Genomic DNA, 26022 nt, shown 5'->3' on the forward strand with positions numbered 1-26022 from the left:
GGAAAGAGTCATGCAACTCAATCCCGCAGAAATTTCTGAACTGATCAAGAGCCGTATTGAAGGCCTGACCGCCAACAGCGACATCCGTAACCAGGGCACCGTTGTGTCGGTTACCGACGGTATCGTGCGCATTCACGGCCTGTCCGATGTGATGCAGGGCGAGATGCTCGAGTTCCCCGCCACTGCCGACGGCACGCCTACCTATGGCCTCGCACTGAACCTGGAGCGTGACTCGGTCGGCTCCGTGATTCTGGGTGAATACGAACACCTGGCCGAAGGCGACACCGTCAAATGCACGGGCCGCATTCTTGAAGTGCCGGTCGGTCCTGAACTGCTTGGCCGCGTGGTCAACGCACTGGGTCAGCCTATCGACGGCAAAGGCCCTATCAACGCCAAGATGACCGACGTGATCGAAAAGGTTGCACCTGGTGTGATCGCCCGTAAATCGGTCGACCAGCCCCTGCAAACCGGTATCAAGTCGATTGACTCGATGGTTCCCGTCGGCCGCGGCCAGCGCGAACTGATCATTGGCGACCGCCAGACCGGCAAGACCGCTGTGGCCATCGACGCCATCATTGCCCAAAAGGGTCAGGGCGTTAAGTGTATTTATGTCGCGATTGGCCAGAAAGCCTCGTCCATCAAGAACGTGGTGCGCTCGCTGGAACAAGCCGGCGCCATGGAATACACCATCGTTGTCGCAGCTTCCGCTTCCGAATCGGCAGCGATGCAGTACGTGAGCGCCTACTCCGGTTGCACCATGGGCGAATACTTCCGCGATCGCGGTGAAGACGCTCTGATTGTGTATGACGATCTGTCCAAGCAGGCCGTGGCCTATCGCCAGGTTTCCTTGCTGCTGCGCCGTCCGCCAGGACGCGAGGCCTACCCTGGCGACGTGTTCTACCTGCACAGCCGTTTGCTCGAACGTGCAGCCCGCGTGAACGAAAAATACGTTGAAGACTTCACCAAAGGCGCCGTCAAGGGCAAGACCGGTTCATTGACGGCCCTGCCCATCATTGAAACGCAAGCCGGTGACGTGTCGGCCTTCGTGCCTACCAACGTGATTTCGATTACCGATGGCCAGATTTTCCTGGAAACCAGCCTGTTCAACGCCGGTATCCGTCCCGCGATCAACGCCGGTATCTCGGTGTCGCGCGTCGGTGGTGCTGCCCAGACCAAGCTGATCAAGAACCTGTCCGGCGGTATCCGTACCGACCTGGCCCAGTACCGTGAACTGGCTGCGTTTGCGCAGTTCGCTTCCGATCTGGACGAAGCCACCCGCAAGCAGCTCGATCGCGGCGCCCGTGTGACTGAACTGCTCAAGCAGGCCCAGTACTCGCCTTTGTCCATCTCCAACATGGGTGCCACTTTGTTCGCCGTGAACAAGGGCTACATGGACGACGTGGATGTCAAGAAGGTTCTGGCTTTCGAGTCGGGCCTGCACAGCTACCTCAAGGACAAGCACGCTGCGCTGATGGCCAAGCTCGAAGCCAACAAGGCCATGGACAAGGACGCCGAAGCTGAACTGACCACTGCCGTGGCTGCGTTCAAGAAGTCGTTTGCCTGAGCCCTGGCCTAAAAGCACACTCAAGCAAGCGCTTCTAGACAACATCAGGAACCCTTAGGACCAACTATGGCAGCAGGCAAGGAAATACGCGGCAAGATCAAGTCGGTGGAAAACACCAAAAAGATCACCAAAGCCATGGAAATGGTGGCGGCCTCCAAAATGCGCAAGGCGCAGGAACGGATGCGTGCTGCCCGTCCTTACAGCGACAAGATCCGCAACATCGCGGCCAACCTGGCTCAGGCCAACCCCGAATACACCCACGCGTTCATGGAGTCCAACGACACCAAGACCACCGGGTTTATCGTGGTGACGACTGACAAGGGTTTGTGCGGTGGTTTGAACACCAACGTGCTGCGCGCTGTCACGGCCAGGCTCAAGGACCTGCAGGCTGCAGGCGAAGAGGCGCAGGCTGTTGCCATCGGTAACAAGGGCCTGAGTTTTCTCAACCGGGTTGGCGCGAAGGTGGTTTCACATGCGACGCAGCTTGGTGACAAGCCGCATCTGGACAAGCTGATCGGCCCCGTCAAGGTGATGCTCGACGCCTACAGCGAAGGCAAGATCAAGGCGGTGTATCTGTGCTATACCAAGTTCATCAACACCATGCGCCAGGAACCTGTCGTTGAGCAGTTGCTGCCCTTGACCGCAGAAAACATGCAGGCTGACAAGGACCAGCATGGCTGGGACTACATTTACGAGCCTGATGCACAGACCGTGATTGACGACCTGCTGGTCCGCTACGTGGAAGCGCTGGTGTACCAGGCTGTGGCCGAGAACATGGCGTCGGAACAGTCCGCCCGCATGGTGGCCATGAAGGCCGCGACCGACAACGCCGGCAGCGTTATTGGCGAACTCAAGCTGGTTTACAACAAAACGCGTCAAGCGGCGATCACGAAAGAACTTTCGGAAATCGTTGCCGGTGCTGCTGCGGTCTAAGCCGCCACACCTGATTTAAAGACTTAAAGAACAGAAAAGGATCCAATCATGGCTCAAGCTCAAGGCAAGATTGTTCAGTGTATCGGTGCGGTGGTTGACGTGGAATTTGCGCGCGACCAGATGCCCAAGATTTACGATGCGCTCAAGATGGAAGGCTCTGCACTGACGCTGGAAGTCCAGCAGCAGCTGGGCGACGGCATTGTGCGTACCATCGCGCTGGGCACGTCCGACGGCCTGCGCCGCGGCAACGTGGTGTACAACACCGGCGCCAACATCACGGTTCCGGTGGGCAAGGCCACGCTGGGCCGCATCATGGACGTGCTGGGCGCGCCTATCGACGAGCGCGGCCCGGTCGACCAGACCCTGACCGCCCCCATCCACCGCAAGGCTCCTGCCTATGACGAACTGTCGCCATCGCAGGAACTGCTGGAAACCGGCATCAAGGTGATTGACCTGGTTTGCCCGTTCGCCAAAGGCGGCAAGGTGGGCCTGTTCGGTGGCGCCGGCGTCGGCAAGACCGTGAACATGATGGAACTCATCAACAACATCGCCAAGGCGCACTCGGGTCTGTCGGTGTTTGCCGGTGTGGGTGAACGTACCCGCGAAGGCAATGACTTCTACCACGAGATGGCCGACTCCGGCGTCGTGAATCTCGAGAACCTCGGCGAATCCAAGGTTGCCATGGTTTACGGCCAGATGAATGAGCCCCCAGGAAACCGTCTGCGCGTTGCGCTGACCGGCCTGACCATCGCCGAGTCCTTCCGTGATGAAGGCCGTGACGTTCTGTTCTTTGTGGACAACATCTACCGCTACACGCTGGCTGGTACCGAAGTGTCGGCTCTGCTGGGCCGCATGCCTTCCGCTGTGGGTTACCAGCCTACGCTGGCCGAGGAAATGGGCCGCCTGCAAGAGCGTATTACCTCCACCAAGGTCGGTTCCATCACTTCCATCCAGGCCGTTTACGTTCCTGCCGATGACTTGACCGACCCGTCGCCTGCCACGACCTTTGCCCACCTGGATTCCACCGTGGTGCTGTCGCGTGACATCGCTTCGCTGGGCATCTACCCTGCGGTGGATCCGCTGGATTCGACCAGCCGCCAGCTCGACCCCAACGTGGTGGGCGAAGACCACTACGCCACGGCCCGTGCCGTGCAGGGTACGCTGCAGCGCTACAAGGAACTGCGCGACATCATCGCGATTCTGGGCATGGACGAACTGGCCCCTGAAGACAAGCTGGCCGTGGCCCGCGCGCGCAAGATCCAGCGTTTCCTGTCGCAGCCTTTCCACGTTGCTGAAGTGTTCACCGGTTCCCCCGGCAAGTACGTCAGCCTGGCTGAAACCATCCGCGGCTTCAAGATGATTGTGGCTGGCGAGTGCGATCACCTGCCAGAGCAGGCCTTCTACATGGTCGGTACCATTGACGAAGCTTTCGAGAAAGCGAAGAAGGTCTAAGGCTCACGCCTCAGAAATTTTTCAATTTAAGGAACGTTTATGTCCACCATCCACGTCGACGTCGTATCTGCAGAAGAGTCGATCTTCTCCGGCGAAGCCAAGTTTGTGGCTTTGCCCGGCGAGGCTGGCGAGCTGGGTATCTACCCGCGCCACACACCGCTGATCACCCGCATCAAGCCGGGCGCAGTGCGCATTGAAAAGGCCGATGGCTCGGAAGAGTTTGTCTTTGTGGCCGGTGGCCTGCTCGAAGTGCAGCCCAATTGCGTGACCGTGCTGAGCGATACCGCCATTCGCGGCAAGGATCTCGACGAGGCCAAGGCTGTGGAAGCCAAGTCCGCGGCCGAGGAAGCCCTGAAGAACGCGAAGAGCGATATCGATATTGCCATGGCGCAATCCGAGCTTGCCGTGATGGCCGCTCAAATCGCCGCCCTGCGCAAATACCGCCAGAAAAAATAAGCCACCCGAACGGGTAAAGAAAAACCGCCTTCGGGCGGTTTTTTTGTTTTCTGTGCTGTTGCCAAGAACAAGCGCCAGCCGCTCGCGGCCGGCGCTTGTCACATGTCGGGTTTGAGTCCTATGCGCTCGATCACCGGCTTCCAGCGCTGCAGTTCCTCGCGCATGAATTTCGCCAGCTCTTCGGGCGTGCTGCCGACCGGGTCAAAGTACGCGGTCTGCAAATGCCGCTGCACGTCCGGGTCCTTGAGTACCGCGGCAATCTCCCGGCTCATGCGCTGGACCACTGCCGGTGATGTGCCCCTGGGGGCCATGTAGGCAAACCATGGCGATGCCTGGATGTCGTCCAGCCCCGACTCCTTGAGGGTCGGCAGTTCCGGCAGCAGCGGGGAACGCTGCGCCGATGTCACGGCCAGGGCCTTGAGCCGTCCGGCCCTGGCCTGCGGCATGATGGCCACGGGCGGAAGGCAGGCAAACTGGATATCGCCCTGGATCATCGCGGTGACGGCCTGGCCTGAAGAGGCGTAGGGGAAATGCACCGCAAATGAATTGGTCTTTAGCTTGATCAGCTCCATGCTCAGGTGTGAGATGGAGCCGTTGCCGGTCGAGGCGAAGTTGTATTTTCCGGGGTTGCGGCGCGCGGTGTCCAGCCAGCCCTTCACGGAGTCCACGCCAAGTCCGTTGGAGACTGCGCAGACGTTGGGTGTGGTCGCTGCCAGCGTCACCGGCACCAGGTCGCGGAACGGATCGTAAGGCAGGTTTTTATAGAGGACCGTGTTGTAGACCAGGGGCGCATTCACCGACAGCAAAAAGGTATGGCCGTCGGCCGCCATTTTTGCCACCTGGCTCGTGCCGGTGTTTCCGCCCGCGCCGGGACGGTTCTCCACAATCAGCGGCTGGCCCAGCCGTGCCGCCAGCTTGTCGTTGACGATGCGCGCAAGAATATCCGGTGAGGAGCCGGCCGCAAAGGGCACAACAATCCGGACCACGCGCTGCGGCCATTCCTGCGCAGAAACATGGGTGCAGGCGAGCGCCGGCATGGCCAAAGCCATCAGCCAAAAACGGGGGAGTTTCATGTCTGCTTCTCCTCTATGGCCGACATGCCGGCAAAGTCCTGTTGTTCCCGGGCGATGAAGCCGGCAATCATGGCCCTGTAGCAAGCCTCGATGACTTCGGGGTAAGCGCCATGCTCGCTGGCCAGTGCCAGCACCTTGTCTATCACTTCCTGCTGGCGCTGCGGCGCCGACACCTGGAAGGCATCCCGCTTGAAGCGGGCCGCGTCCTTGACGTAACGACCGCGTTCGGCCAGCAAAGGGACGATCTGCCGGTCCAGGCGATCAATGTTGGCGCGTACATCGGCCAGCGTCGCGCACAGCGGTTCGTAGTCCGGGTCATGGTAGCGGCGAAGCGCCGCCCCGTCGGTGGAGGGTTCCTGGTTCATGGGAGGTCCGGCAGTTGAGAGGAATGCAAAGCCCAGAGTCTACTGTGCAGCGACCGGCCGGCGATGGGTGCTGTCGGTGCGTTGCGCAATCGGCCAACAAGGCAAAGACTGATTGTCACGAGTCTTTACAATCGGACCATGTTGTTCTCCCGAAACCGATATTCCGCACCGTTCAAGGATGCCAATCAGGAAAATGCGGCGCACCTGCTGGTGACGCCGACGGCGCTGGCGGACCTCAGCAAGGCGGATGCACGGACGGTCATCAGTTTCATGCTGCTGAGGCGGGTGGAAATAGGCACGGTGCTGATCAAGGAAGGCGAGGTCACGCACACCGACTTCATGATGCTGATCCTGGAGGGCGAGGTGCTGGTCGACAACGAGGTGGCGTCCATGGATGACAGCATGGTGATGTCCGTCATCGGCCCCGGCAGCCTGATAGGCGAGATGGGCGTGCTCGATGGCGCGCCGCGTTCTGCGTCCTGCACGGCAACTTCCGATCTTGCTGTCGCCGTGCTGTCGCGTGAAGCCCTGCTCACGCTGATCAAAAGCAACCCGGCTGTCGCGGCGCGTTTGATGCTCGCCATCTCCAAGCGGCTGTCCGATCGCCTGCGCGAAGCCAACCGGAAGATCCGGACTTTGGGTGGCCTGAGCCGTGCGCTGCAGCAGGAGTTGAACGCCGCGCATCAGATCAAAAGCGGCGTTATTTTCGACCGTTGAGCCGGGCGGCCGACCCCGGTGCGGTGTTGCGCCTGGCGTTTAACCCACAACCGGTTCGTTGGGCAATTCGTTGCGCTGCGGCTCGCCTGCAGTCACCGGGAAGTGCTCCACCAGCAGGGCAGACACTTCTTCCAGCGCCTGCGTCAGGCCGTCCTCAAACTTTCCCTCGCGAAAAGCCGCGCCCATGCGCTGGGTCATGGCCCGCCATTCAGCAGGCGGCACCTGGCGGCTGAGGCCGCGGTCCGCCACGATCTCAATGCCCCTCTCCGCCAGCTGAAGGTAGATCAGAACGCCATTGTTGTGCTCGGTGTCCCAGACGCGCAGCTTGCCAAAAAGCATCACGGCCCGCTGGTGCAGCAGGTGCTTGATGGTGGTGTTGGCGCCCAGGCGCCAGAGGTAGCTCATGGGCAGCGCAGCCTCCACGCAAATCCGTATCTGCCCGCTATGGCGGCTTTCGCTGGCGCCCACCCGCTTTGCCAGCCGCTGCAGCATGTCGGGCGGGATCGCGCGGCGGGCATCCGATGCATCCAGCCATAGGTGTTTCAACACACGTTTGAATTGCTTGATGTTCATCGTTTGTTCACCAGTCACCCGAGGCGCCGCCGCCGCCAAAGTCCCCACCGCCACCGCTGCTGAATCCGCCGCCACCTCCGCCACCGCGGCCCCAGCTTGAGCCACCCCCCATGGCACCGCCGCCCCAGCCGGACGACCTTCCGCCGCCGAATCCGCCCAGGGAGCCCAGGCTTGCAAACAGCCCGAACAGGGTCGCGACAAGCGCCGCGCCACCGGCCAGCAACAGGCTGCTTGTGAAAACCCATGCCAGCAGGCCGACAATGCCGCCGGTGGTGATGGCCCCGCCCTTGCGCCCCAGGATGCCGGAGAGCACGCGGGCGCCTATGGGAACGGCGAAAAACAGAAACACCGCCAGGTCTGTCCATTGAAAACCCTGGTCGCCATGTTTGCCGCTGCCCTGGCTGCCTTCGGACGGCGGGAGCGGCAGGTTCTCGCCGCTGATGCGGGCCATGAGCTGGTCGGCTGCCGCGTCCAGGCCGCCTGCAAAATCACCCTGCCTGAAACGCGGCGTGATGGCGCTGTCGATGATCTGCCTGGCAGCCAGGTCGGGAATGGCGCCTTCAAGTGTCTTGGCGGTGGCGATGCGGACCTTGCGGTCATTCTTGGCCACGACCAGCAGCAGGCCGTCGCCTATGCCCTTGCGCCCGATTTTCCAGCTGTCGCCCACGCGCTGGGTATAGGCCGTGATGTCTTCGGGCTGGGTGCTGGGCACCATCAGCACCACAATCTGCGCGCCCCGGCTGGCCTCAAATGCCGCGAGCTTGGCTTCCAGCGCCTGTTTCTGAGCGGCATCCAGCGTGCCTGTGGTGTCCATCACATGGGCGTTCAGGGCCGGTATGGCTTGCAGGTCCTGCGCCGACGCATGGTGCATGGGCGCGAAAAACCCGCAAATGGCGAGCGCCAGGATTGCTATTAAATGTATAGCTAGTCGCGCGCGTGAAATGGCGGGCAGAGGCACTTTTTGCCTTATTTTTTGTCAAAACTGACGGTTGGCGGCACGGAAATCTGCGCTTCGTTCTGCACCGAGAAGTTCGGCTTGACGTTGTAGCTGAAAACCATGGCCGTCAGGTTGCTCGGGAAACTGCGCGCCAGCACGTTGTACTCCTGCACCGTCTGGATGTAGCGGTTGCGGGCCACGGTGATGCGGTTTTCCGTGCCCTCGAGCTGCACGCGCAGGTCCGAGAAACCCTTGTTGGCCTTGAGGTCCGGATAACGTTCGCTGACCACCATCAGCCGGCTCAACGCACTGCCCAGTTCGCCTTGCGCCGCCTGGAATTTGCTGAAAGCCGCCGGGTCGTTGAGCGTTTCAGGTGTGACCTGGATAGACGTGGCCTTGGCCCGCGCCTCGATAACCTTGGTCAGGGTGTCCTGTTCAAACGCTGCCTCACCCTTGACGGTGGCCACAATATTGGGCACCAGATCGGCGCGCCGCTGGTACTGGTTCAGAACCTCGGACCAGGCCGACTTGGTCTGCTCGTCCAGGCGCTGGAAGTCGTTGTAACCGCAGCCTGTCAGCAATGCGCTGACAAAGCCCACTATGAGCCAACTCAAAATACGGGATTTCATGTAAAAGCCTCCTGAATTCAAGCCGCAACACTAACATAGTCGAATGTCGTATTTTTCCAGCCAGGCCGAAGATACTGTTTCCTCTGCACTGCAGGCCGCACTGCGGCGGGGTGCCGTTGCGGCTCCGGCAAAACCGGGCCTGATCGTCGCCGGTGCCACCGGTGCCTTGGGCAGTGAGGTCTTGCGCCGCCTGGCAGGCAGTGGCCGCTTTTCCCGTACGCAGGTGCTGGCCAGGGAGCCCATCACGACCGGGCTGCTGCAAGTCGGCATCACACTGGCGGCCCAGGGTGCCTGCGACAGCTGGCCGGTGCAGGCCTTGCGCGCGCAGATTGGGGTGGTGATGTTCGAGCCGCCCCGCCTGTACCATGACCGCGAACGTGCGTTGTGGACGCCCGGCCCTGAACAACTGCTGGGCCTGGCCCGGTGGCTTGGCCGCTGCGGCGTGCAGACGCTGGTGGTGGTCATGCCGCATGCGGAGGGCCGCTTGCCCGAAGCGCTCAAGCGTGGCCTTGCCAACCTGGACGAGCAGGCCGTTTCCAGCGTGGGGTTCGAGCGCCTGCTGCTGGTGCGCTCGGCCCGGAAGAAGGCAGCCGAAAAACCCTCCGGGTTTTTGGCGCGGACCGCGGCCTGGATGCTTTCCACACTCAGCTACATGATTCCCGCGAGCGAGCGGCCCATCCGGCCGGCAAAGCTTGCAGAGTTTGTCGATGCCATCTTGCCGTTGCTGCCGGCAGGAACGCATGTGGCCCCGCCCGAGCTTCTGTGGCAGTTTGCGCAGGGGCAGGGCAGCGAACCCCGTGCGGCATTGCAGGCGTGGCTTAATACAAGGCTGGATTGACACCGAGACGCCAGCACATCACCCAGGCACATCACCTATCCGGATGACCCCATGCGAAATCCAAAAACCCCGGCTGCCCTCGGCAGCGCTGACGACACCGAAGCCGCTTTTTATGAAGCGCTGCAAAGCGGTGACATCGAAAAACTCATGGCCTGCTGGGCAGACGAAGACGACATTGTGTGTGTCCATCCCGGCGGTGCGCGGCTGATCGGTGCGGGTGTCATACGCGCGGCGTTTGAAGCCATGTTTGCCAATGGCAGCATCCAGGCACGTGCTGAAAAGGTGCGCACGGTGGAATCCATGGGCGCCAGTGTGCACAGCGTGCTTGAACGTATAGACGTGCTGACCGAAGAAGGTCCGCGCCACGCCTACGTGATCGCCACCAATGTCTACCAGAAGACAGCGCAGGGCTGGCGCATGATCGCGCACCATGCCAGCCCCGGCACCCCGCGTGAGATGCAGGAACTCTCTGACAGTCCGCAGGTGCTTCACTGAGATGGTGTTGCAGTCATGAACTACTCCGCACCCTGGTGGCTGCCCGGCGGCAACCTGCAAACCATCTGGGCCGCCTTGCGCGCGCAACGTTTTCTGGGGCCCAAGCCGGTGTTTCGCCGTGAGCGCTGGGCCTCGCCGGATAACGATTTTGTAGACGTCGATTTTCTGGAGCATGCCGGCACGGCCGATGCGCCGCTGCTGGTCGTCTTTCACGGGCTGGAGGGCTCGTCTGCCAGCCATTACGCCGAGGCGCTCGCCGATGTTGCGCGGCTGCGCGGCTGGGACTGTGCCGTGCCGCATTTTCGCGGCTGCTCGGGCGAGATGAACCACGCACCGCGTGCCTACCACTCGGGTGATTTTGAAGAGATCGACTGGATTTTGCGGCGCTTCAAGGCACAGCACCGCGGTCCGGTACTGGCGGTGGGCGTATCGCTGGGCGGCAATGCCCTGATGCGCTGGGCCGGCGAGATGGGCGCTGCGGCTGGCGCCGTGGTGAGCGCTGTTGCCGCCGTCTGTTCGCCGCTGGACCTGGCGGCAGGCGGCTGGGCCATTGGCCGGGGTTTCAACCGGCAGGTCTACACCCGGATGTTCCTCAGGACCATGGTGCCCAAGGCACTGCAAAAGCTGGAGCAACACCCCGGATTGTTCAGCCGTGATGCCTTGCTGGCAGCGCGTGACCTGTACACCTTTGACAACGTGTTCACCGCGCCTGTTCATGGCTTTAAAAACACCGAGGATTACTGGTCGCGCGCCTCCGCCAAGCCGCACCTGCACAAGGTCGGCGTGCCTGCGCTGGCGCTCAATGCCCACAATGACCCTTTTATCCCCGCGTGGAGCCTGCCGCAGGCCGGTGAGGTCAGCGCCAGCGTGACCTTGTGGCAGCCGCAGCAGGGCGGGCATGTGGGCTTTCCTTCTGCACCGTTCCCGGGACATGTCAGGGCCATGCCGGAAGCCGTAGCAAACTTTTTTGCGACCCACCTTTGACCGCTGGAATGAAAAACCATGGATGACATCGTCAAGGCCGCGCTGGCCAAATGGCCCAACGTGCCCGACTGCTACGGCTGGCTGGGACTGGATGCGCGCGGCAACTGGTACATGCGCGACGACAGGGCGCAGGCCGCAGGGCCGTTTTGCGGCGTGGCCGGCATGGACCCCGCCCGCCAGAAGGCCAGCAAAGGCTCGATTTTGAAGCACGACAAGCTGATCGACTTTATCCAGCGCAACTACGAAAGTGACGCGCAGGGCCAGTGGTTTTTCCAGAATGGACCGCAGCGCGTATACGTGGAGCTTGAAGCCACGCCCCTGATCTGGCGGGTTGCGGCCGATTTTTCAGTGGCCGCACATACCGGTGACGCGGCCCGGCCGCAGCGCTGTGTGGTTGATGAGGCAGGGCGCGTCTACCTGGAGACCGATCTGGGTTTTGGCCTGGTCCACACACAGGACATGATGTACGCGGCCGATGCCATAGAGCAGGGCTTGTGGGTGCCGCAAGATGCCGCTGCCAGCGACCTGCCGGCGCGCTATGGCTACGTGAGCAGTCCGCAGGCGCTACAAAAACAATAGCTGGTGGCGTGCATATTTAGACGGCCACAGGCATTTTTTGCATAAAAAAAGCCGGGTTGAACCGGCTTTTTTATGTGTCGGGCCCTTGGCCCTGCAGTTTTATTTCACCGCGTTGGCCATGTACTGCACAACCGCCTTGATTTCTGCATCGGATGCTGTCGATCCGCCCTTGGGAGGCATGGCGCCCTTGCCCTTGATGGCGATGGCCGCCATGCCATCAACGCCATCGCCCAGGCGAGGTCCCCAGGCGGCCTTGTCACCCAGTTTGGGGGCACCGGCAACGCCTGCGGCATGGCAGACGGCGCAGGTCTGTGTGTACAGCGCAGGGACCGCATTGCCACCGGCAGCGGGCGCAGCCGATTTGTTGGCAGCTGCCAGCGCGGCCAGCACATCGGCCGATGGGCCCGCAGCAGCAGTTGCATCGGCGGGCGCGGATGCGGCAGCAACAGGCGCTGCAGGTTCGGCAAATTTGCCGCCGGCGGCTGCCGTCATGTAAACCACGGCGCGGCCGATTTCGGTGTCTGCAAAGTCACCACCGCCCTGCGCACCCATGGCGCCCTTGCCCTTGAGTGCTGAATTCCAGAGTGCTTCAAAACCGGTCTTGATGCGCGGTGCCCAGGCGGCGACATCGCCAAATTTCGGGGCACCGGCTGCGCCTGTGGCGTGGCAGGCTGCACACTGGGCCTTGTAGACCTCTTCGCCAGCCTTGAGCGGGCGGTTGGCATCGCGGATTTCAACGGCGCCGATTTTCTGGATACGCTGCGCCACAGCTTTTTCGGTATCCACTGCGCCCGGGGCCGTCTTGTTGGCCGAGGCTACGTAATAAACCAGCCCGATGATGCCGAAAATGGGAATAACGAAAGAGAAAAAGACCGCTGCCAGCAGCTGCTTGGGGGTCTTGATCGGGCCAGTGTGGGCTTCTTCGTGGGCCGTGGTGTGATCGTTTGCGCTCATGGCGTCCTCAAAAAACTAGGAATCGGGGGCGGGAATCGGGCTTGTTGTGTGCCGGGACAGACGCTGCCCAGCAATCACACATTATAACTGTGGCCCCGTAAATCCCCGGCCCCTGTGTCTGCAGGTCATGGCCGGCTGGTAGAATCGATGGCTGTCCTCAACAAGAGGGCAAGTCACCTCACAGCATTGCGGCTGTAGCTCAGTGGATAGAGTATTGGCCTCCGAAGCCAAGGGTCGTGGGTTCGATCCCCGCCAGCCGCACCAATCATCAGCGAAACTCTCGTATCTCCTTGATATGTATGAGTTTCGAAGTGAATCAATCTCTTACGCGCTCCCGCCCGGACACAAACCCGGACACATTGCGGGACGGTTTGCCTCTTAAACCGGCCTCACTGCTCCGACTGTTCGATGTAGGAGAGACCATGCCTAAGTGGTCGGGCTATCACGTTAAGACTGACGGGCGGACTTACTTCCGCCTTCGCGTACCCAAAGACCTCCACCCCCACTTCGGGGTGCAATGGCCTGTGGTGAACCTCAAAATGAAAGCGGGCAGAGACGCTGAGCGGATGGCCCTCATGCATTACATCGCTGTGCAAGGCATGTTCGCGGACAAGCGCCGGGAGCTTGCCGAGGAGGCCATGCGGCCCCGTCCCCAGCCACTGAGTGAGCGCACTGAGGCGGACCTGAGAGAGCTTGCTGTGAACATTGCTCAAGGCTTTAACCGGACACAGTACGCGGCGTTGCGTGGTGGGGCACCGCGCTCCGAATTGGAGTCCCTGCATGAGGCCCTTGTGCAGATATCTGGTGATGTGTTGTCCGCCCAAGGAGCAGACGGCCTGTCGCCGGTTGCGGAGGCTTTCCTGACTGCTGCGGGCATTGGCTTTGATCGTGAGCATCCGAGTTTCCGAACGTTTGTCTTTGAGTTCGCCGCCGCGATAGATGAGCATTACACCGAGCCCAGCATGCGCCGCTTGTCGGGTCGTCATGTGCTACCGCCGCCGCTTCCTGAGTCCCTCCAGAGCACCCCGGTGGTGCTTACGTTGGGCACGGTGATTGCCGACTACATGGCCTCGCTGCCGCAAAACCATTACAGGCGCAAGATCGAACTCTGTCTGAAGATGTTTCGTGAGGACGTGGGGACCTTGTTTCCGGTGGGTGACTTGGAACAGGAGCACGTCAAGCGCTTCCTTGTGATGGTATGCAGGCTTCCACGGGATGCGGGCACGCGTTATCAGCAAAAGGGGGAGACCCTAGCTCAGCTACTTGACGACGAAGACGGGGAAGGTATCTCTGAGAGCACCTACCGGGACAACTACCGGGCCACGTTCGCGAAGTTCCTGCGTCAGTCTTACCGGGACTTGAAGAAGCGCGGCTTCCCCGACCTGAGCGCGGACTATCCATACACAGGGGAGCGGCGCGGTGTGCAGGACAAGCAGCGTCACCTCAAAGCGGCGGAGCTTGTGCGCCTGTTCAATGGCGCGGAGTTCCAATCCATTGCGCAAGACCCGACGCAAGAAGCCCATTACTGGCTTCCTGTGATTGGCCTCTACACGGGCGCTCGTCCCCGCGAGATATGCCAATTGAACCCTCAATGCGATTGGGGCAAAGAAGGTGATGTCTGGTATTTGGATTTCAACGAAAACAAGCCCGCAGGCAAGGCCGTTACGAAGTCCATCAAGACCGGCGATACCCGCCTAGTGCCGTTGCATCCTGAGCTTGTCCGCTTGGGGCTCCCTGCGTACCTTGAGAGGATGAAAGCTGAAGGTGCTGACCGGCTGTTCCCGAGCTTCCGCGTAAAAGGGGGTAACCCCTACATGGCGGCAGGTGCGGATTTCACGGAGCTATTGCGGGCGACAGGACTCTATGACGATGTGACCAAGGCGGAGAAGGTTACGGGTATGTACGTGTTCCGTAAGACGTTTGCCACCAATGGAGATAGACAAGGCGTAAAGGTGGAGCCATTCATTGGGCACGGTGAGACCGGCAAGACGATTGCTCAGGAGTCCTACATTTCAAGCCCCACGAAGAACCCCGAGGATATGCCGTATCTCTACGGCGCTTTCAAAGAATTGGACTTTGGGGTGAGGGTGCCCATGCGGTGCCATGAGGTCTTGTGCACGGTCGCCGTTGGAGAAACCCCCGAAAGGGAGGCGGATAGCGTGGGCGTTGGTCAAGTAAGTGGGGCCTGACTTCTACCGCCAGCGAGACCTTCTCGATTGCTCGAAGATGTTCGCGGCTCATCGTGATTGTGATTGTACGAGGCCGCTTTCAATTCGAGCAATTCCGCATACCAAACTTCGCTCCATCCCAGCATGATTCGCTCTTGCCGCGCCGCTTGTTGCGCGATTGACCAGCAAGGAAATCATGACTCAAATCTCCCCCACCACCCTCCAACAGTTTCACCAACGGGAAACCGAAAGGCTCCGCTCAGAACTGCAAGCAGCCGCCGCTGCGTGTATCGAAAACGGTGATGCGGAATGGTGGGGGGCCAGCGTAATCCCGGACAGTGACGCCTTCCTAGCTGCGGAGTCCTATGGTGCGCTGGAATTAGAGGAGGGTGAGGTCTTCACCGATGACCCCGCACACGCTGCCACGTTCCTCCTTTTGGTGAGTTTTGCGCTGCACTGAGAGTGCAGGGGAGGGCGCTGGGGAGTTTCGTCAATGGCAATAGGTGCCGCTTGGTGCCCCTCAAGCTCTAACCAGCGGGTAACGATGCGGTGACGCAGTGGTATCGAGTAGCCGGAGACAAGGGTTAGGGTCAAGTCTTTGGGGAGGGCCAACATCGGTTGTTCACGTCCGTAGTCGTCTAAATAGATCGCCCCAAACTTGGGGACATCTTTTTCACCGAGTGCGTTCAGCATGTAGTGGATGTCCCGCATCACATGGTCATGCCGCTTCCCCGTCAACTCCGCAATCTCCCTTGAGGTCATCGTCAGCGGGCCGCTACCGGCAACCTTCAGCGGAACCTGTGGGGTGTACTGAAGGGCAAGCTGCGGGGGTTCCTTGACGACAGGGGCAGGGGAGTTGTCACATTCAATTTAAATACCATGGTGAAGCATTGGGGTATTCAAAGCATTCCCCTCGTAGGTAGGACTTATTTTTCCCTTGATGTGCCCAAATAAATCCGCAGTTTTGAGAAAAGTGTGGACGGGTGTAGTCTGCGCACTTTCGCAACCTCGACAGGGAACCTTCAGATGCAACAGCAGGACCGCGTAAGGGTTAAACAACTGATTCAACTGCTGGATGAGCTGAAGGCCTTTGACCCCCACATGCCGGTGGTCAAAGCGGTGGCCTTCCTGCACATAGCAGCGGCTCCAGGAATGGGCGTAACTCAACTAGCGAATGTGTCTGGAACCACCGTAGCCTCTGCATCGCGGCATGTTCAAGCGCTGGGCCGTCAGGTGAGCCCTGGAGGTGCGCCGCTGGTGGTTACGGGGTACGGAGTAGATGCTCGGACCAAGGCCCTTTTGCTGACTGAGGATGGACGCCGCCTTATCAATCGGGTCACGGAGGTGTTGGACCGCTTGGCAACTCCGGGCAGGGCGTAGCAAACATCGAGTTATTTTCAGCTAAAAATCTGAGAGGCCCCTCGAACAAGATTCGCGGTGACAGTTCCCCCTGGCCGGGTCGCAGGACACCCCCCACCGACCACCCTCAGGCAATCTCAGAATACCCCTTGCGTTTCCGCTTGGGCTTCTCCTCAGGCTTCCAGCACATCCCCGGCCAGTCACCAACAAGACCACAAGCGGGGCACCATGCGACGATGCTGGGGCATATGGTCATCTTTTCGACGTGGTGATCGGCCTCTGGGGTGTTGGCGTAGGTCTCAGCGTCCGGTACCGCCAGCCCCACGGCATGACAACGAGGGCACGTCTCGATGGCTAACCGTTGGACGGGGTTGAAGTCTTCAGTGAACATGGCAGGCCCATGTTATGTCACCTCTCCCCGGCACGCATAGCACCGTGCGAACCGCAATCAGGTGAAATTGGTTATCCTTCAAATAGCAACAACGGAGGTGCAGAAATGATTTGGATGCCTACAGTGAGCGCGGTAGAGGAGGTGCACTATGGCCTTGTGGCTCTATTTGAAAAAGAAGAAGACCCGGTTTCCCCGGCTGGGATCAAGTCAGCGGACATGCTGGCTTCAGCGTGCTCCCGCCCGCACACCGGCATTGGCAACACAGATAAGTACGACACCCTGTATCGAAAGGCTGCGGCACTTTTTCATTCACTGACTAAAAATCACCCCTTCCACAACGGGAACAAGAGGACAGCACTTATTACGCTGCTGACTACATTGAGTAGAAATGATCGCCGCTTGAAGCAGGACGTGAATGATGACGAGATTTTCGATTTTGTTGTCGCTGTCACTGCGGACGAATTCCCTAATGCGACTAAGCGGCTTGAACCCGATGCCGTTGTCGAGGAGATTGCAAAGTGGCTAAAGGAGCGCACTGTGGCGAAAAAAGGAACCACTCCGGGGATGACGACGAGCGAGTTCATTTCGCGCTGTAAGCAAGCGGGCGTTAAGTACAAACAGGCCAAAGGCGGCACTCATTGCCTGCTAAATGGGATGGGAGTCCGAATCTCCCAAAGTACAAAGCAACTCGATGGTGGCGTTGTACGGCAATACCTAAAGCGGCTAAAGCTCAATGAACTTCAAGCGGGGTTTGGAGTTGACGAGTTTCAACAAGGTACGTCCCTAGACCGAGAACAAATCTACAGATACATGGCCGCATTGAAGCGTCTTGCCAAGACCTAATCAAGCTTTATGGGTAGATAGCCGCCCAACCAGCAAATGGAAGCGGCGGGCGATTGTGTGGCCGTCCGGAGTACCCCCAAGCAGGCACCATTAAGCGACCATGACGACGGCAGCCTTGGCTTTGGTAAGCCGGCTCAAGGTAGACCTTGAGGCCCCGGTAGCCGCACATACCTGAGACCACGTATTGCCCGCAGCCAGCAGCGCAAGGATGGCTGTATTCCGTTCTACGTCCTCAGGCTTTCCCCGGTATTTGCCCGGCACCTGTTTGGCCTTAGCGATGCCCTCAGCGGTGCGGCGTCGGCGGTCTTCGTAGTCCTTGCGGGCAATCGCCGCTAGCATGTCCAGCATCATCCCGTTGAGGGCCTCCAGCATGCGCCGTGTGAGTTCATCGCCCGGAGTCGCCAGTTGCCATGATGTAGGTAGGTCCAGCGCCACAACCCGCACCCGCTTTTCCTGAATCTTGACCTTGAGGGTCTGCCAATCGGCATCGCTCAGGCGCGATAGGCGGTCTACCTGTTCAATCAACAGGACATCCCCGGCTTTGCTATCAGCCAACAGCCGGAACAGTTCGGGCCGCTTTAGGCTGGCCCCTGATTCGTTCTCAGCGTAGTAAGCCGCAATCGCCAACCCCCGCTCCTCTGCAAAGGCGTCGAGGGCGGCACGGGCACGCTGTGCGTCCTGTTCTTGGGTGGATGCCCTGAGGTAGGCGCGAATGAACATCAAAATCCCTTTGGTTCGTTTTGGATGGTTCGTATATTAGCGGTTCGCTTGAACTGGTGTCAAGGTATTTGGCGAACCAATTTTTCGGCCTATTTGGTGGGTAGCGTTGAGGCATACCCTAATCGAACCGGGTAATAGTCAAGTCAATACTCGTCGATATATTCGGAGTCAGTGCCGCTCGGGCGGTCTTGCCACTCCTTCACAAGGCTTCGGAAAAGACGACCAACCCAAGCCTCGTCGAGCGCGGCCTCCGGACCCATATATCCGCTGCCACGTTCAAAAGTCTCATACCGCAGCTTTAGCACCTTGGACACCTTGTCCTCGAACCCTACGGGCGACAAATCACCGTCCAGGCAGTTGAGGTAAACATCGCCTTGGGTATCTACCCAAAGTATGTGATGCCCTGCGGAGTCATTGGCCGACGCTATTAGGTCTTTGAGGTCTGTGATGGATGGATTGGCGTTGAGGTTCATGGGCTGGATATTAATTTGTCGGGCAGGGAATATAACCCGCACATATAGAAGAGCACGCCGGGTCCTGGTCTTATGGCTTGGCGAAAAACGGCCTTTATAACTGGCGTCGGGGTCTTCTTAGGGCAATAAAAGTCCGACATTAGGGAGGCCCCCCGCCCACACCTTTTCCGCTAGCTGGAGGACGTCCAACGTCACACCATCGGCAAGCAAATAGGTTGCAATAACCATCAAAAATGATAGCAAGAGAGGCTTATATTCATTGACCTGAGAGCTGATTAATAAAAGTCCCCCATTGGGAGAGCCTCCCGATTTCCCGCACCTCCAGGACTGCACTTCAAGCATCCTCCGGGGCCGTAAGGCCCAACTCTCCAAGGCCCCTGCCGACCGCATCTCTTGCGTCATCTGCCGGGGCTTTTTCACGTCTCTACAACCCTTAATCACTACCTGTCTACATGACCAATATTGAATCGCGTGTAACCCGCGTTTGTACTTTCACACCCGTCGCTTTCTCCCATCTGAAAAACTCCCAACTTGCCTATCAACTCAAAGCCGATGAGTTGGAGCCTGGGCGGGCCGTCACAAACAGTGAGACGCTAGGCCGCATCCTTTGCGCCCATTCGCGGCTTGGTCTTGCCGCTGCCAGGCGTGACCTGACCATAGATGACCTTTGCACCGCCCTGTGGCTGGGTGACCTTGTGGTGTCCCGACCAGCGGAAGGGAAGCTCTGATATGCCCCGCCTGCAAATAAACGAAGACTTCGGCGCTGGCCGTCTCCAGACCCAGGCGCGGCCCATCGCTCAAGCCGAAGTGGCCCCTCAGGCTACCCCTTCCGCGTGGCGTGGTCTCGCTGGAGCATTCGCCCAGGGTGAACTCCTGATGGCAGAACGTCAGAAGGTGCAACAGGAGGATGACCGTTCGCGGGCCACCGCCTATGCCAACTCCATGACCGTCTCCGAACTGGGCAAGCGCATCAAGGCCGGTGACATGCTGACTTCTGAATCCCCTGTATTTGCCGCCACGGTGCAGCACGTATGGGGCCAGAACACGCATGACGCCCTGGAGCGTGATGTCCTCTCTCAGGTCACCACAGGAGCCCTCAAGTTCAACCGCCCGGAGGAGATAGACACGTACCTCACGGAGGCCCGCAACACGGCTCTCTCAGGTGCCAGTGAGTACGGCGTGGCCGGATTCGACAAGGGCTACAACACCCTGCGCCAGAAGCTCATGGATGGCGTGGCGAAGGTGAACGACAAGGAGATGGTGGAGAACGCCGGTAACCAGGCTTCCGACTTCCTGGCGAACACGCTACTCAAGGTCACCGGCAAGGACTTCAAAGGGACACCTCAGGAAGCCGCAGGCGCTCTCCTGGAACAGTACCAGCTACTGCGCCACACCAAGGTGATGCCCGATGCTGCCGCCAAGAGCGCCCTCCAAGAGGTAGCCGCTCGAGCCGCTGGAGGTGGTCAGAAGGCCGTCCTCGGTGCCCTGCTGGATTCCGAGCTACCCGATGTGGGAACCGTGCGGGCATTCCTTGGTGAGACCAAAGCGCAAACTTTCCTGGCTACCGCTGGGGCCAAGTTCGACCAGGACCAGCGCAAGCGCATGGATGATGAGGTGCTGCCGCACATGCTGGCATCCGACACCGGCTCATTGAACGTGGAAAAGTTCATGGGCTGGGCGCAGGACCCCGGCAACAAGGACTACATCTCCGCCTCCACGGTCCACTCCATCCTCAACCGCAACATGGGCGCACTGGCTCACCAGCAGACGGCACTCGACAAGGCCAAGCTGCAAGGTCAATCTGAGGCCTCCGTCCGTGCGGCACAGGACCAGGTAGACGCGGCGCTCACAAATGGCAACCTCTGGCGTGTCCAGGGCACCAGCAACCCGAAGGTTCTCACCGACACCGGCAAGGTGCAGGAGTTCAAGGTGAAGGACTACGCAGAGCAGAGCCTCATACGGCGTACCGAAGGGATGCCCTTTGAGCAACAGGTGTCCACCTGGGCGATGAACGGATTGAAGAATCCGAACTGGGAGAACATCCTGAAGGCGGGCCTGTTTAATCTCTCGTCCATCGGGGTGGGCACGAATGGGAAACCTGCGGGGGAACTCAATGAGGCCGGTAAGCAGGCCATCGAGCTGTTCAAGAAGCTGGATGCCGTCAACCCGGATTCAGCGAAGGAGACCGCAGGGGATACGGCGTACAAGCGGTTTAGTGACATCTCGTTCCTCATGCACATGGGACGGGACGCCTCCGATGCGGCCTCCATTGCCATGAACAGCGCAGTGGGTGCGGCATTCGGCAGTCCTGCGGACAAACTGGAGAAGTCCATTCGTGCCGAGGCTGACAAGCTGACCTCTACGCCCTGGCTTGACTGGCTTGCGAATGCGCGGGACAACACCCATGACTTCATTGCCAACAACAACCCCGCGAACCTGGGAAAGGCCTGGGTCTATGGCGTCGCCAGAGTGGCCGTGGGCGAGGAGAGGGCTCCAACCTGGCTCAAGGGCTCCAAGCATGACACCGCAGACCGCAACACCACCCCGAACACCTCTCAGGTGCATAGCTGGGTGAAGCGATACGCCAGCCTTCTAGCCCACAGCGGGCAAGTGGGAGACGCTGACCAGGCCCTGAAACTGGCGGCGGAATACGTTAGCAATCCGGCCGTGTCGGTCAAGGTCAACGGCACTCTTTATCTCCGCTCTGAATTGCCATCGGCACCCCCTGAGGGGACCCCCGGAGAGTGGCTTGAGAAGTTCATAGACGCCGTGCCCAAGGCCAGAGCAAAGGAACTTGGATTCGCTGGAGAGCATGTACGCATGGAGTTTGACGAGCGCTCAAGGGTCTACCGCGCCTTTGTCGCTGGGCTCCCCCTCACTGACCCGAGCGGGGGCCTCATGGTTTATCAGAAGGGCGCTATTCAGGCTTGGTACACCACCCAGCAGGCGAAAGAAGTAGAGCAGGCCATCTCTCGCAAGCAGGCTAAAGATGCGCAGAAAAATCGCCCTCTTGACCACATGGGGGAGGCTTTCGTCAAGGACATGAACGCCCGTCAAAAGCGGATGCTGACTAAGCCCTAGTCCACCCATTTATCAACAACACAGTAATCAATCGCGGGGAGGCTTACAACCTTCCTGTATTCCTATGACAGACATACAAGCAAAGACAGATGACAGAAGCTCCGCGAAGTCCGTAACGGGGCCTATAGGTGCATCTCATGGCACGTGCAAGGCAACATGGCGGGAACGTTACGCAGACCAGCCACGGGTCTCTAAACGGCTCGACTACAAAGGTCATGAGGTTCGCTACCACCTTGATGGCCATGGTGGCCGGTGGTTCGTCCTGGCGGACATCTTCCGGGCACTTGAAAAGGGGAAGACCTCGAAACTGCGAAAACACGTCGACCGCAAAGACATCATGCTGGTGCTTGGCTGGGTGCCCAATGCGGCGAATCCAGAGGGCGGCGGTGGGGCCATGATTCAGGCTACCAACATAAGCGGCATAGAGGCCATGCTGTCCTCCAGTTCACTCCCGACGGCTCCGGCGCTCCTCAGTTGGGCGTATGGAGCCGTAGCCGACGCTGCGGGTTCCGCTTGACCACATATGTGATGCATCTCGCTAAGGCGAACCGGACAACCTATCCGGTGGATGTGCTGAGGGGGTGGGCCATGCAATCGCTGGGCGTGAAGAGATGCTCTACCGCTTACCTCGAAGCCCTGGCTGTAGTCCTTGGCAACATGGCCCGCGCCGATGCTCGTGGGGTCAACCTCATCTTGAAGACTATCGTTCCCTGGGCTACTCGACAGACCATGCGAACCCTTCTGGAGCAACTGTGTGAGGCCAAGTGGATAACGCGGTGGAGCAATCCCAAGCAGGCCACCTACTCATACAGAGGACGCAGCGAAGGTCCAAAGGAGGACTCAGCAGCGGAGTACAGCCGCATACAGCGAGAGGCGGAGGAAGCTGACTTCCTGCGTCAAATGAGCGCATTGGGCATCGCCCCGGAAGACTGTCCCTACTAACCGGCTATATGGTTCTTAGTAACCGCTGAAGTCCCCTTAACAACCGCCTTATAAGAGATACCAAAAGGTGAACCCAATGGTGAGTCGGACTGTCACCTGCTGTGTGCCTGCTGTTGCAGCATAAGGGGTTCTCACGGTGGTCCAGCAGGTGACCAGCAGGGGATTCGATGATGGGAATGACCATTGATATTCCCATCCCTGTGGTCTTCCAACATAGGTTGCGCCGTATGGTTATCTATAAAGGTCCGTCGGCCTCTCCCTATCTGTATAGGGCCACTCGTTACGGGTTTCCCGCTGCCACAAACACCGCATAGCCCCCTGAGAGGCACCCTAGGATGAACAAGCCAAAGCACCCGTAGGCAATCGTCGTGGAGAGCCTGTTTGGCCCCCGCGAACGCTTCTCGTCTTCTGCCAGCACTGTTTCCCAAGTCAGCTCGTCCTTGAAGAATCTATTGGCATCGCCGCGATAACTCCGATAGAGCCGTGCAAAGCGGTGATACGCACAGGCCAGCCCAACTCCAGTAAAAATCACCCCGGCCACAAACGCGAAGAGCGCCAGTTTCGCGGGGAAAATGTTCAATGCTTTTCCGAAGGCTCCCAGAAAACTCAGCGTAGCTATTGCCCCACCAGAATTGGTCAGCAGTAGGAACTTGTAGGCTTTGTCACCCCAGTCCTTCTCCATGCCGTGAAGTTGCCCCCATCGGCGGTCAACATGGGCAACGATGCGGCCTTTACGGTCCTGCTCCAATTCTGAAAATAGCGTCATGTATTCTCCACGTCTCTTGTTTAGTAGCCTCTTATGGCCCTCTATGTGAGCTTGTCCATGTGGGTTGTAATGTGGTTGAGAAATATCCCCAGCGCGAACCGCTGCGTCCAGCTTGCGGGGCTGCCATACATCCGCACGGGCGATTCCCTAGCTTTCTCATGTAGCTTCTGGACAAGCTCAATCATGGCTTCCACTTCTGTTTCTAAAAAGAGAAACGCCTCTAGTTCTTCCTGCCCCAGCAGAGTCACGGCGGCATCAACGCGATGGCTTTTGCTTTTCAGATGAGCATAGTTTTCCAGAAGAACGCCCGCAAAGTCGCTTATCTCTGCCCAATCTTCACAACTGAGCGGGTTGGGTTCATCGTCATTTTCTGCATGGTCCGCACGGGTGGTAGGGGCACCATAAACGTAACAAAGCTCATCCAGAGAAAACAACACACGACTGTAGCTTTCTCTTACAAGAGCAGCCGCATTGTGGCGTTGTGTTCTCTGCTGCTCCTTTGCTACCCACTGCGCCCCTGCGATGGCGACAATGGCTCCCAAAGCAGAGCCCCAAAGAGTGGCTGCGGACTCTGGAATAACACTTCCCATGACTGGGGCTGCGAACGGAAACGCAAGCAAAACGCCAACGCTCGCCCCGGCTGAGAACAGTACCCATCCATGCAGACGGTGTGCCTTGATTTTTTTGATTCTTAGCCCCTGTAAACGCTGCTACAGCCCATCCTAGCATGGGGTCTTGAAGCCCTTGCAATCAATCACAGCTAGCGCAAGTACGTGCAGGCCTCGCATGGCATTACAAGAAGTATCAGAAGGAGCCGCCCCTGGAGGACCGCCTGGAATACACCAGGGCGGAAGCTAAGGCGCGGGAGGCTGGTAAGGGGCTCTGGAAGGATGCCCAAGCGGTGCCCCCGTGGGACTGGCGAAAACGTGGGCAGTCGTCAACAAGTTCCGCCATTTGGTCTCCTCTATGCTCCCGTATGGGGTCATAGTAGCTTAAGCTGTTTGCGCTTATGATTTCCCACAATGCACCCGGACACACGACCGGACGCAGAGGTGGCGGATGCCGCCGTAAGTCATTGATTTGCTTAGGCAGAAGTCGGCGGGACAAAGACCCCCGCCAGCCGCACCATACCTGTCCTGGTCTGTTGATTTGATTGGGATTTCAAAAGCATCCCTATCAATGCAACGTAACCCTCCCGCGAAGGGTTGCCTCATGGCCAAGTCCGGCTATCTTTATCGGCGCAGCAGCGGCATCTATGTCGTTCGAATTTGCGTCCCCATCCGCCTGCAGAAAACGCGTCGGCAGACGCGAACTCCATATCAGTACTGAATCCCGAGATGTCAATTTCCACGCACGCTTGACCAATTTTTCCGTCGAGTGCTGACGCACTTTTGCGCAGTGGGGCACCGTAATGGAGGCGTGTGCGCTGGAATATGGGCCACGTGTGCGCAGAAATCAACATTCTGTGGTTGTGAGGGAATTTTCAGGTCCGCCATGGCCGAGCACAACGACGGTACGAGCTCCATGGCAGCAAAGAGAACAATCAGGCGGCTTTTCACGGCAACCGGTGCTGGACTGATCATGCCTTCAAGGAAGTGTTTGATTTTTTTGCAACAACGCTCGCCTGCATTTGGCATAGGCCTATGTCAGTCCGTTGTGGTTTGAGCAAGACTGGTTGCCACTCAGCCCAGGCAGGCCAATTCATCATGAACGCGGTCAGGGGTCGCGGAATCCGGGGGCGAGGTCAGCGCATAGCAACAAACGCAACAATCGCTGCGTTTTAAGCGTTGCTTGGCGCGGTGGTGCGGCTGACACTTGCCTTACACCAATCACCACCAGAGGATCTACGTGACGAATGCGAATTTCAACCTTGGCCGCTACCTGTTCGATGGCAAGATCGTGATCGGACGCGCCGACAAGGACGCCATCGACATCGTCAGCGAGCGCGACGACCTTCCGCGCGTGCTGGCCTCGCCGGAATCCGCCGCTGCTGTCATCCGGCGAATTCCGGCCGGCAGTGCCAGGATGCTGGCGCCGCTCGATCCGCGCGCCCGCGTCTTCGCCATCGCCATCAACTACCACGCCCACGGCGCCGAAGCCAAGGCGCTGCCGCCCTCGCGGCCTCTCATGTTTTATAAAGCGCCTTCAAATTTTGTGGGCCATGGCGATAGCCTCAACCCGAACAAGCAGCTCACCGCCAAGTTTGACTACGAGGGCGAAATCGCAGTGGTGATAGGCCGCACCTGCAAGAACGCGACCTTGGAGAATGCCCTGAGCTTCGTGGTCGGCGTCTGCGCCTTAGACGACGGCAGCGCGCGCGACCTCAGCAAAGTTGCACTTGGAAATCCCGAGACCGCGACCGTCCTCTGGCCTGACTGGACCGCCAACAAGGGTCTTGATGGCGGCTCCGCGCTGGGTCCTACCATTACCTGCGGCCCGGACATTCTCTCGGCGCTGCGCGAGCGCAGCTTGAGAATCACCACGCGGCTCAACGGTGAGCAGGTGCAGAGCGAGAGCATGAAAGAGATGATCTTTTCGACCGAGCAGATCATCGCAACGCTGTCCTCTTACATGACCCTGTTGCCCGGCGATGTCATCGCCACCGGCACCCCAGCAGGCGTCGGCGTGGCCCGCAACCGCTTTCTGACCACCGGCGATCAGTTGGAAATCGAGGTCAGCGGTCTTGAAACGCTGTGCGTCAAGGTGGGCTGAGGCACCCAGGCGGAGGCA

General features: G+C 59.4%; 27 protein-coding genes, 1 tRNA gene and 1 pseudogene. 17 read left to right on the forward strand and 12 right to left on the reverse strand.

The annotated features are described in order from the left end of the window. The first annotated feature begins 10 nt into the window (after positions 1-10). The 4 genes from atpA to ACFQND_RS16225 all read left to right on the forward strand — a co-directional run bounded on the left by atpA (position 11) and on the right by ACFQND_RS16225 (position 4405). A complete protein-coding gene (atpA, locus tag ACFQND_RS16210) occupies positions 11-1564 on the forward strand; it encodes a F0F1 ATP synthase subunit alpha (RefSeq protein WP_371439267.1) in 1554 nt (517 codons plus the stop codon). A gap of 66 nt (positions 1565-1630) precedes the next feature. Beyond that, a complete protein-coding gene (atpG, locus tag ACFQND_RS16215) occupies positions 1631-2497 on the forward strand; it encodes a F0F1 ATP synthase subunit gamma (protein ID WP_371439266.1) in 867 nt (288 codons plus the stop codon). Positions 2498-2545: 48 nt separating this feature from the next. Continuing rightward, positions 2546-3949, forward strand: coding sequence for a F0F1 ATP synthase subunit beta (gene atpD / locus ACFQND_RS16220; protein ID WP_305638331.1), 1404 nt, complete (start codon positions 2546-2548; stop codon positions 3947-3949). Between the two features lie 39 nt (positions 3950-3988). Next, complete coding sequence (locus tag ACFQND_RS16225) at positions 3989-4405, forward strand: F0F1 ATP synthase subunit epsilon (protein WP_371439265.1); 417 nt, start codon at positions 3989-3991, stop codon at positions 4403-4405. Positions 4406-4503: 98 nt separating this feature from the next. Here ACFQND_RS16225 and ACFQND_RS16230 read toward each other — a convergent pair whose 3' ends face one another. Together ACFQND_RS16230 and ACFQND_RS16235 are read right to left on the reverse strand one after the other, a co-directional pair. Then, the gene (locus tag ACFQND_RS16230) at positions 4504-5478 is read right to left on the reverse strand and encodes a Bug family tripartite tricarboxylate transporter substrate binding protein (RefSeq protein ID WP_371439264.1); all 975 of its coding nucleotides are present in this window, start codon (positions 5476-5478) and stop codon (positions 4504-4506) included. Beyond that, positions 5475-5843: a chorismate mutase gene (locus tag ACFQND_RS16235; RefSeq protein ID WP_371439263.1), complete on the reverse strand. Its 369-nt coding sequence runs from the start codon at positions 5841-5843 to the stop codon at positions 5475-5477. Before ACFQND_RS16235 ends, ACFQND_RS16230 begins: the two co-directional genes overlap by 4 nt. A gap of 138 nt (positions 5844-5981) precedes the next feature. On the opposite strand from ACFQND_RS16235, the gene ACFQND_RS16240 reads away from it, so the two are divergent. Then, complete coding sequence (locus ACFQND_RS16240; protein WP_371439262.1) at positions 5982-6560, forward strand: cyclic nucleotide-binding domain-containing protein; 579 nt, start codon at positions 5982-5984, stop codon at positions 6558-6560. A 39-nt stretch (positions 6561-6599) separates the two neighbouring features. Here the strand turns inward: ACFQND_RS16240 and ACFQND_RS16245 are convergent, their stop codons facing one another. The 3 genes from ACFQND_RS16245 to ACFQND_RS16255 are packed head-to-tail and all read right to left on the reverse strand — an operon-like array spanning position 6600 to position 8699. After that, entirely contained in the window at positions 6600-7133 is a 534-nt protein-coding gene (locus ACFQND_RS16245) for a TPM domain-containing protein (RefSeq protein WP_371439261.1), read from the reverse strand. 7 nt (positions 7134-7140) lie between these two features. Next, positions 7141-8091, reverse strand: a complete 951-nt coding sequence (locus ACFQND_RS16250; RefSeq protein ID WP_371439260.1) for a TPM domain-containing protein — start codon at positions 8089-8091, stop codon at positions 7141-7143. Between the two features lie 8 nt (positions 8092-8099). Then, positions 8100-8699, reverse strand: a complete 600-nt coding sequence (locus ACFQND_RS16255) for a LemA family protein (protein ID WP_371439259.1) — start codon at positions 8697-8699, stop codon at positions 8100-8102. Between the two features lie 43 nt (positions 8700-8742). On the opposite strand from ACFQND_RS16255, the gene ACFQND_RS16260 reads away from it, so the two are divergent. Genes ACFQND_RS16260 through ACFQND_RS16275 form a run of 4 tightly spaced genes read left to right on the forward strand, consistent with a single transcriptional unit; the run spans position 8743 to position 11595 of the window. Further along, the gene (locus tag ACFQND_RS16260; RefSeq protein WP_371439258.1) at positions 8743-9537 is read left to right on the forward strand and encodes a hypothetical protein; all 795 of its coding nucleotides are present in this window, start codon (positions 8743-8745) and stop codon (positions 9535-9537) included. A 51-nt stretch (positions 9538-9588) separates the two neighbouring features. Beyond that, positions 9589-10032: a YybH family protein gene (locus ACFQND_RS16265; protein WP_371439257.1), complete on the forward strand. Its 444-nt coding sequence runs from the start codon at positions 9589-9591 to the stop codon at positions 10030-10032. A gap of 15 nt (positions 10033-10047) precedes the next feature. Beyond that, positions 10048-11016, forward strand: a complete 969-nt coding sequence (locus ACFQND_RS16270) for a YheT family hydrolase (protein ID WP_371439256.1) — start codon at positions 10048-10050, stop codon at positions 11014-11016. A gap of 18 nt (positions 11017-11034) precedes the next feature. Then, on the forward strand, positions 11035-11595 hold the full coding sequence (locus tag ACFQND_RS16275) for a DUF2946 family protein (protein ID WP_371439255.1): 561 nt from the start codon (positions 11035-11037) through the stop codon (positions 11593-11595). Positions 11596-11694: 99 nt separating this feature from the next. Here ACFQND_RS16275 and ACFQND_RS16280 read toward each other — a convergent pair whose 3' ends face one another. Then, positions 11695-12549 carry a c-type cytochrome gene (locus ACFQND_RS16280; RefSeq protein WP_371439254.1) on the reverse strand — a complete coding sequence of 285 codons (855 nt, stop codon included), beginning with the start codon at positions 12547-12549 and terminating at the stop codon, positions 11695-11697. Between the two features lie 188 nt (positions 12550-12737). Here ACFQND_RS16280 and ACFQND_RS16285 point away from each other — a divergent pair. From ACFQND_RS16285 to ACFQND_RS16295, 3 genes are all read left to right on the forward strand, one after another. Next, positions 12738-12813, forward strand: a tRNA-Arg gene (locus tag ACFQND_RS16285). A gap of 35 nt (positions 12814-12848) precedes the next feature. After that, a complete protein-coding gene (locus ACFQND_RS16290) occupies positions 12849-14738 on the forward strand; it encodes a hypothetical protein (RefSeq protein ID WP_371439253.1) in 1890 nt (629 codons plus the stop codon). Positions 14739-14913: 175 nt separating this feature from the next. Continuing rightward, a complete protein-coding gene (locus tag ACFQND_RS16295; protein ID WP_371439323.1) occupies positions 14914-15177 on the forward strand; it encodes a hypothetical protein in 264 nt (87 codons plus the stop codon). Here the strand turns inward: ACFQND_RS16295 and ACFQND_RS16300 are convergent. Both ACFQND_RS16300 and ACFQND_RS16305 read right to left on the reverse strand, forming a co-directional pair. Further along, positions 15081-15479 carry a Rha family transcriptional regulator gene (locus ACFQND_RS16300; protein ID WP_377414154.1) on the reverse strand — a complete coding sequence of 133 codons (399 nt, stop codon included), beginning with the start codon at positions 15477-15479 and terminating at the stop codon, positions 15081-15083. The genes ACFQND_RS16295 and ACFQND_RS16300 overlap by 97 nt on opposite strands. Before the next feature lie 724 nt (positions 15480-16203). Then, entirely contained in the window at positions 16204-16467 is a 264-nt protein-coding gene (locus tag ACFQND_RS16305) for a hypothetical protein (RefSeq protein WP_371439251.1), read from the reverse strand. Between the two features lie 105 nt (positions 16468-16572). Between ACFQND_RS16305 and ACFQND_RS16310 the strand changes: the two genes are divergently transcribed. Beyond that, positions 16573-17310 (forward strand): type II toxin-antitoxin system death-on-curing family toxin, encoded by a 738-nt coding sequence (locus ACFQND_RS16310; RefSeq protein WP_371439250.1) that lies wholly within the window; start codon positions 16573-16575, stop codon positions 17308-17310. Between the two features lie 90 nt (positions 17311-17400). Here the strand turns inward: ACFQND_RS16310 and ACFQND_RS16315 are convergent, their stop codons facing one another. Then, positions 17401-18030 (reverse strand): recombinase family protein, encoded by a 630-nt coding sequence (locus tag ACFQND_RS16315; protein ID WP_371439249.1) that lies wholly within the window; start codon positions 18028-18030, stop codon positions 17401-17403. 143 nt (positions 18031-18173) lie between these two features. Next, positions 18174-18503 (reverse strand): hypothetical protein, encoded by a 330-nt coding sequence (locus ACFQND_RS16320; protein WP_371439248.1) that lies wholly within the window; start codon positions 18501-18503, stop codon positions 18174-18176. 452 nt (positions 18504-18955) lie between these two features. Between ACFQND_RS16320 and ACFQND_RS16325 the strand changes: the two genes are divergently transcribed. Then, positions 18956-19231 carry a hypothetical protein gene (locus ACFQND_RS16325; protein WP_371439247.1) on the forward strand — a complete coding sequence of 92 codons (276 nt, stop codon included), beginning with the start codon at positions 18956-18958 and terminating at the stop codon, positions 19229-19231. 1 nt (position 19232) lies between these two features. After that, positions 19233-21584 (forward strand): hypothetical protein, encoded by a 2352-nt coding sequence (locus ACFQND_RS16330; protein WP_371439246.1) that lies wholly within the window; start codon positions 19233-19235, stop codon positions 21582-21584. Between the two features lie 1222 nt (positions 21585-22806). On the opposite strand, the gene ACFQND_RS16335 is transcribed toward ACFQND_RS16330, so the two are convergent. Together ACFQND_RS16335 and ACFQND_RS16340 are read right to left on the reverse strand one after the other, a co-directional pair. Next, positions 22807-23292, reverse strand: a complete 486-nt coding sequence (locus tag ACFQND_RS16335) for a hypothetical protein (RefSeq protein WP_371439245.1) — start codon at positions 23290-23292, stop codon at positions 22807-22809. A 41-nt stretch (positions 23293-23333) separates the two neighbouring features. Further along, on the reverse strand, positions 23334-23882 hold the full coding sequence (locus tag ACFQND_RS16340; protein ID WP_371439244.1) for a hypothetical protein: 549 nt from the start codon (positions 23880-23882) through the stop codon (positions 23334-23336). 182 nt (positions 23883-24064) lie between these two features. On the opposite strand from ACFQND_RS16340, the pseudogene ACFQND_RS16345 reads away from it, so the two are divergent. Both ACFQND_RS16345 and ACFQND_RS16350 read left to right on the forward strand, forming a co-directional pair. Then, a pseudogene (locus tag ACFQND_RS16345) lies at positions 24065-24280 on the forward strand (thermonuclease family protein); the annotation flags it as partial. 860 nt (positions 24281-25140) lie between these two features. After that, entirely contained in the window at positions 25141-26004 is an 864-nt protein-coding gene (locus ACFQND_RS16350) for a fumarylacetoacetate hydrolase family protein (RefSeq protein WP_371439243.1), read from the forward strand. The last annotated feature ends 18 nt before the right edge of the window (positions 26005-26022 follow it).

Origin of the sequence: Polaromonas aquatica (assembly GCF_042659145.1) — a bacterium.
Taxonomy (GTDB): Bacteria; Pseudomonadota; Gammaproteobacteria; order Burkholderiales; family Burkholderiaceae_C; genus Polaromonas; species Polaromonas aquatica.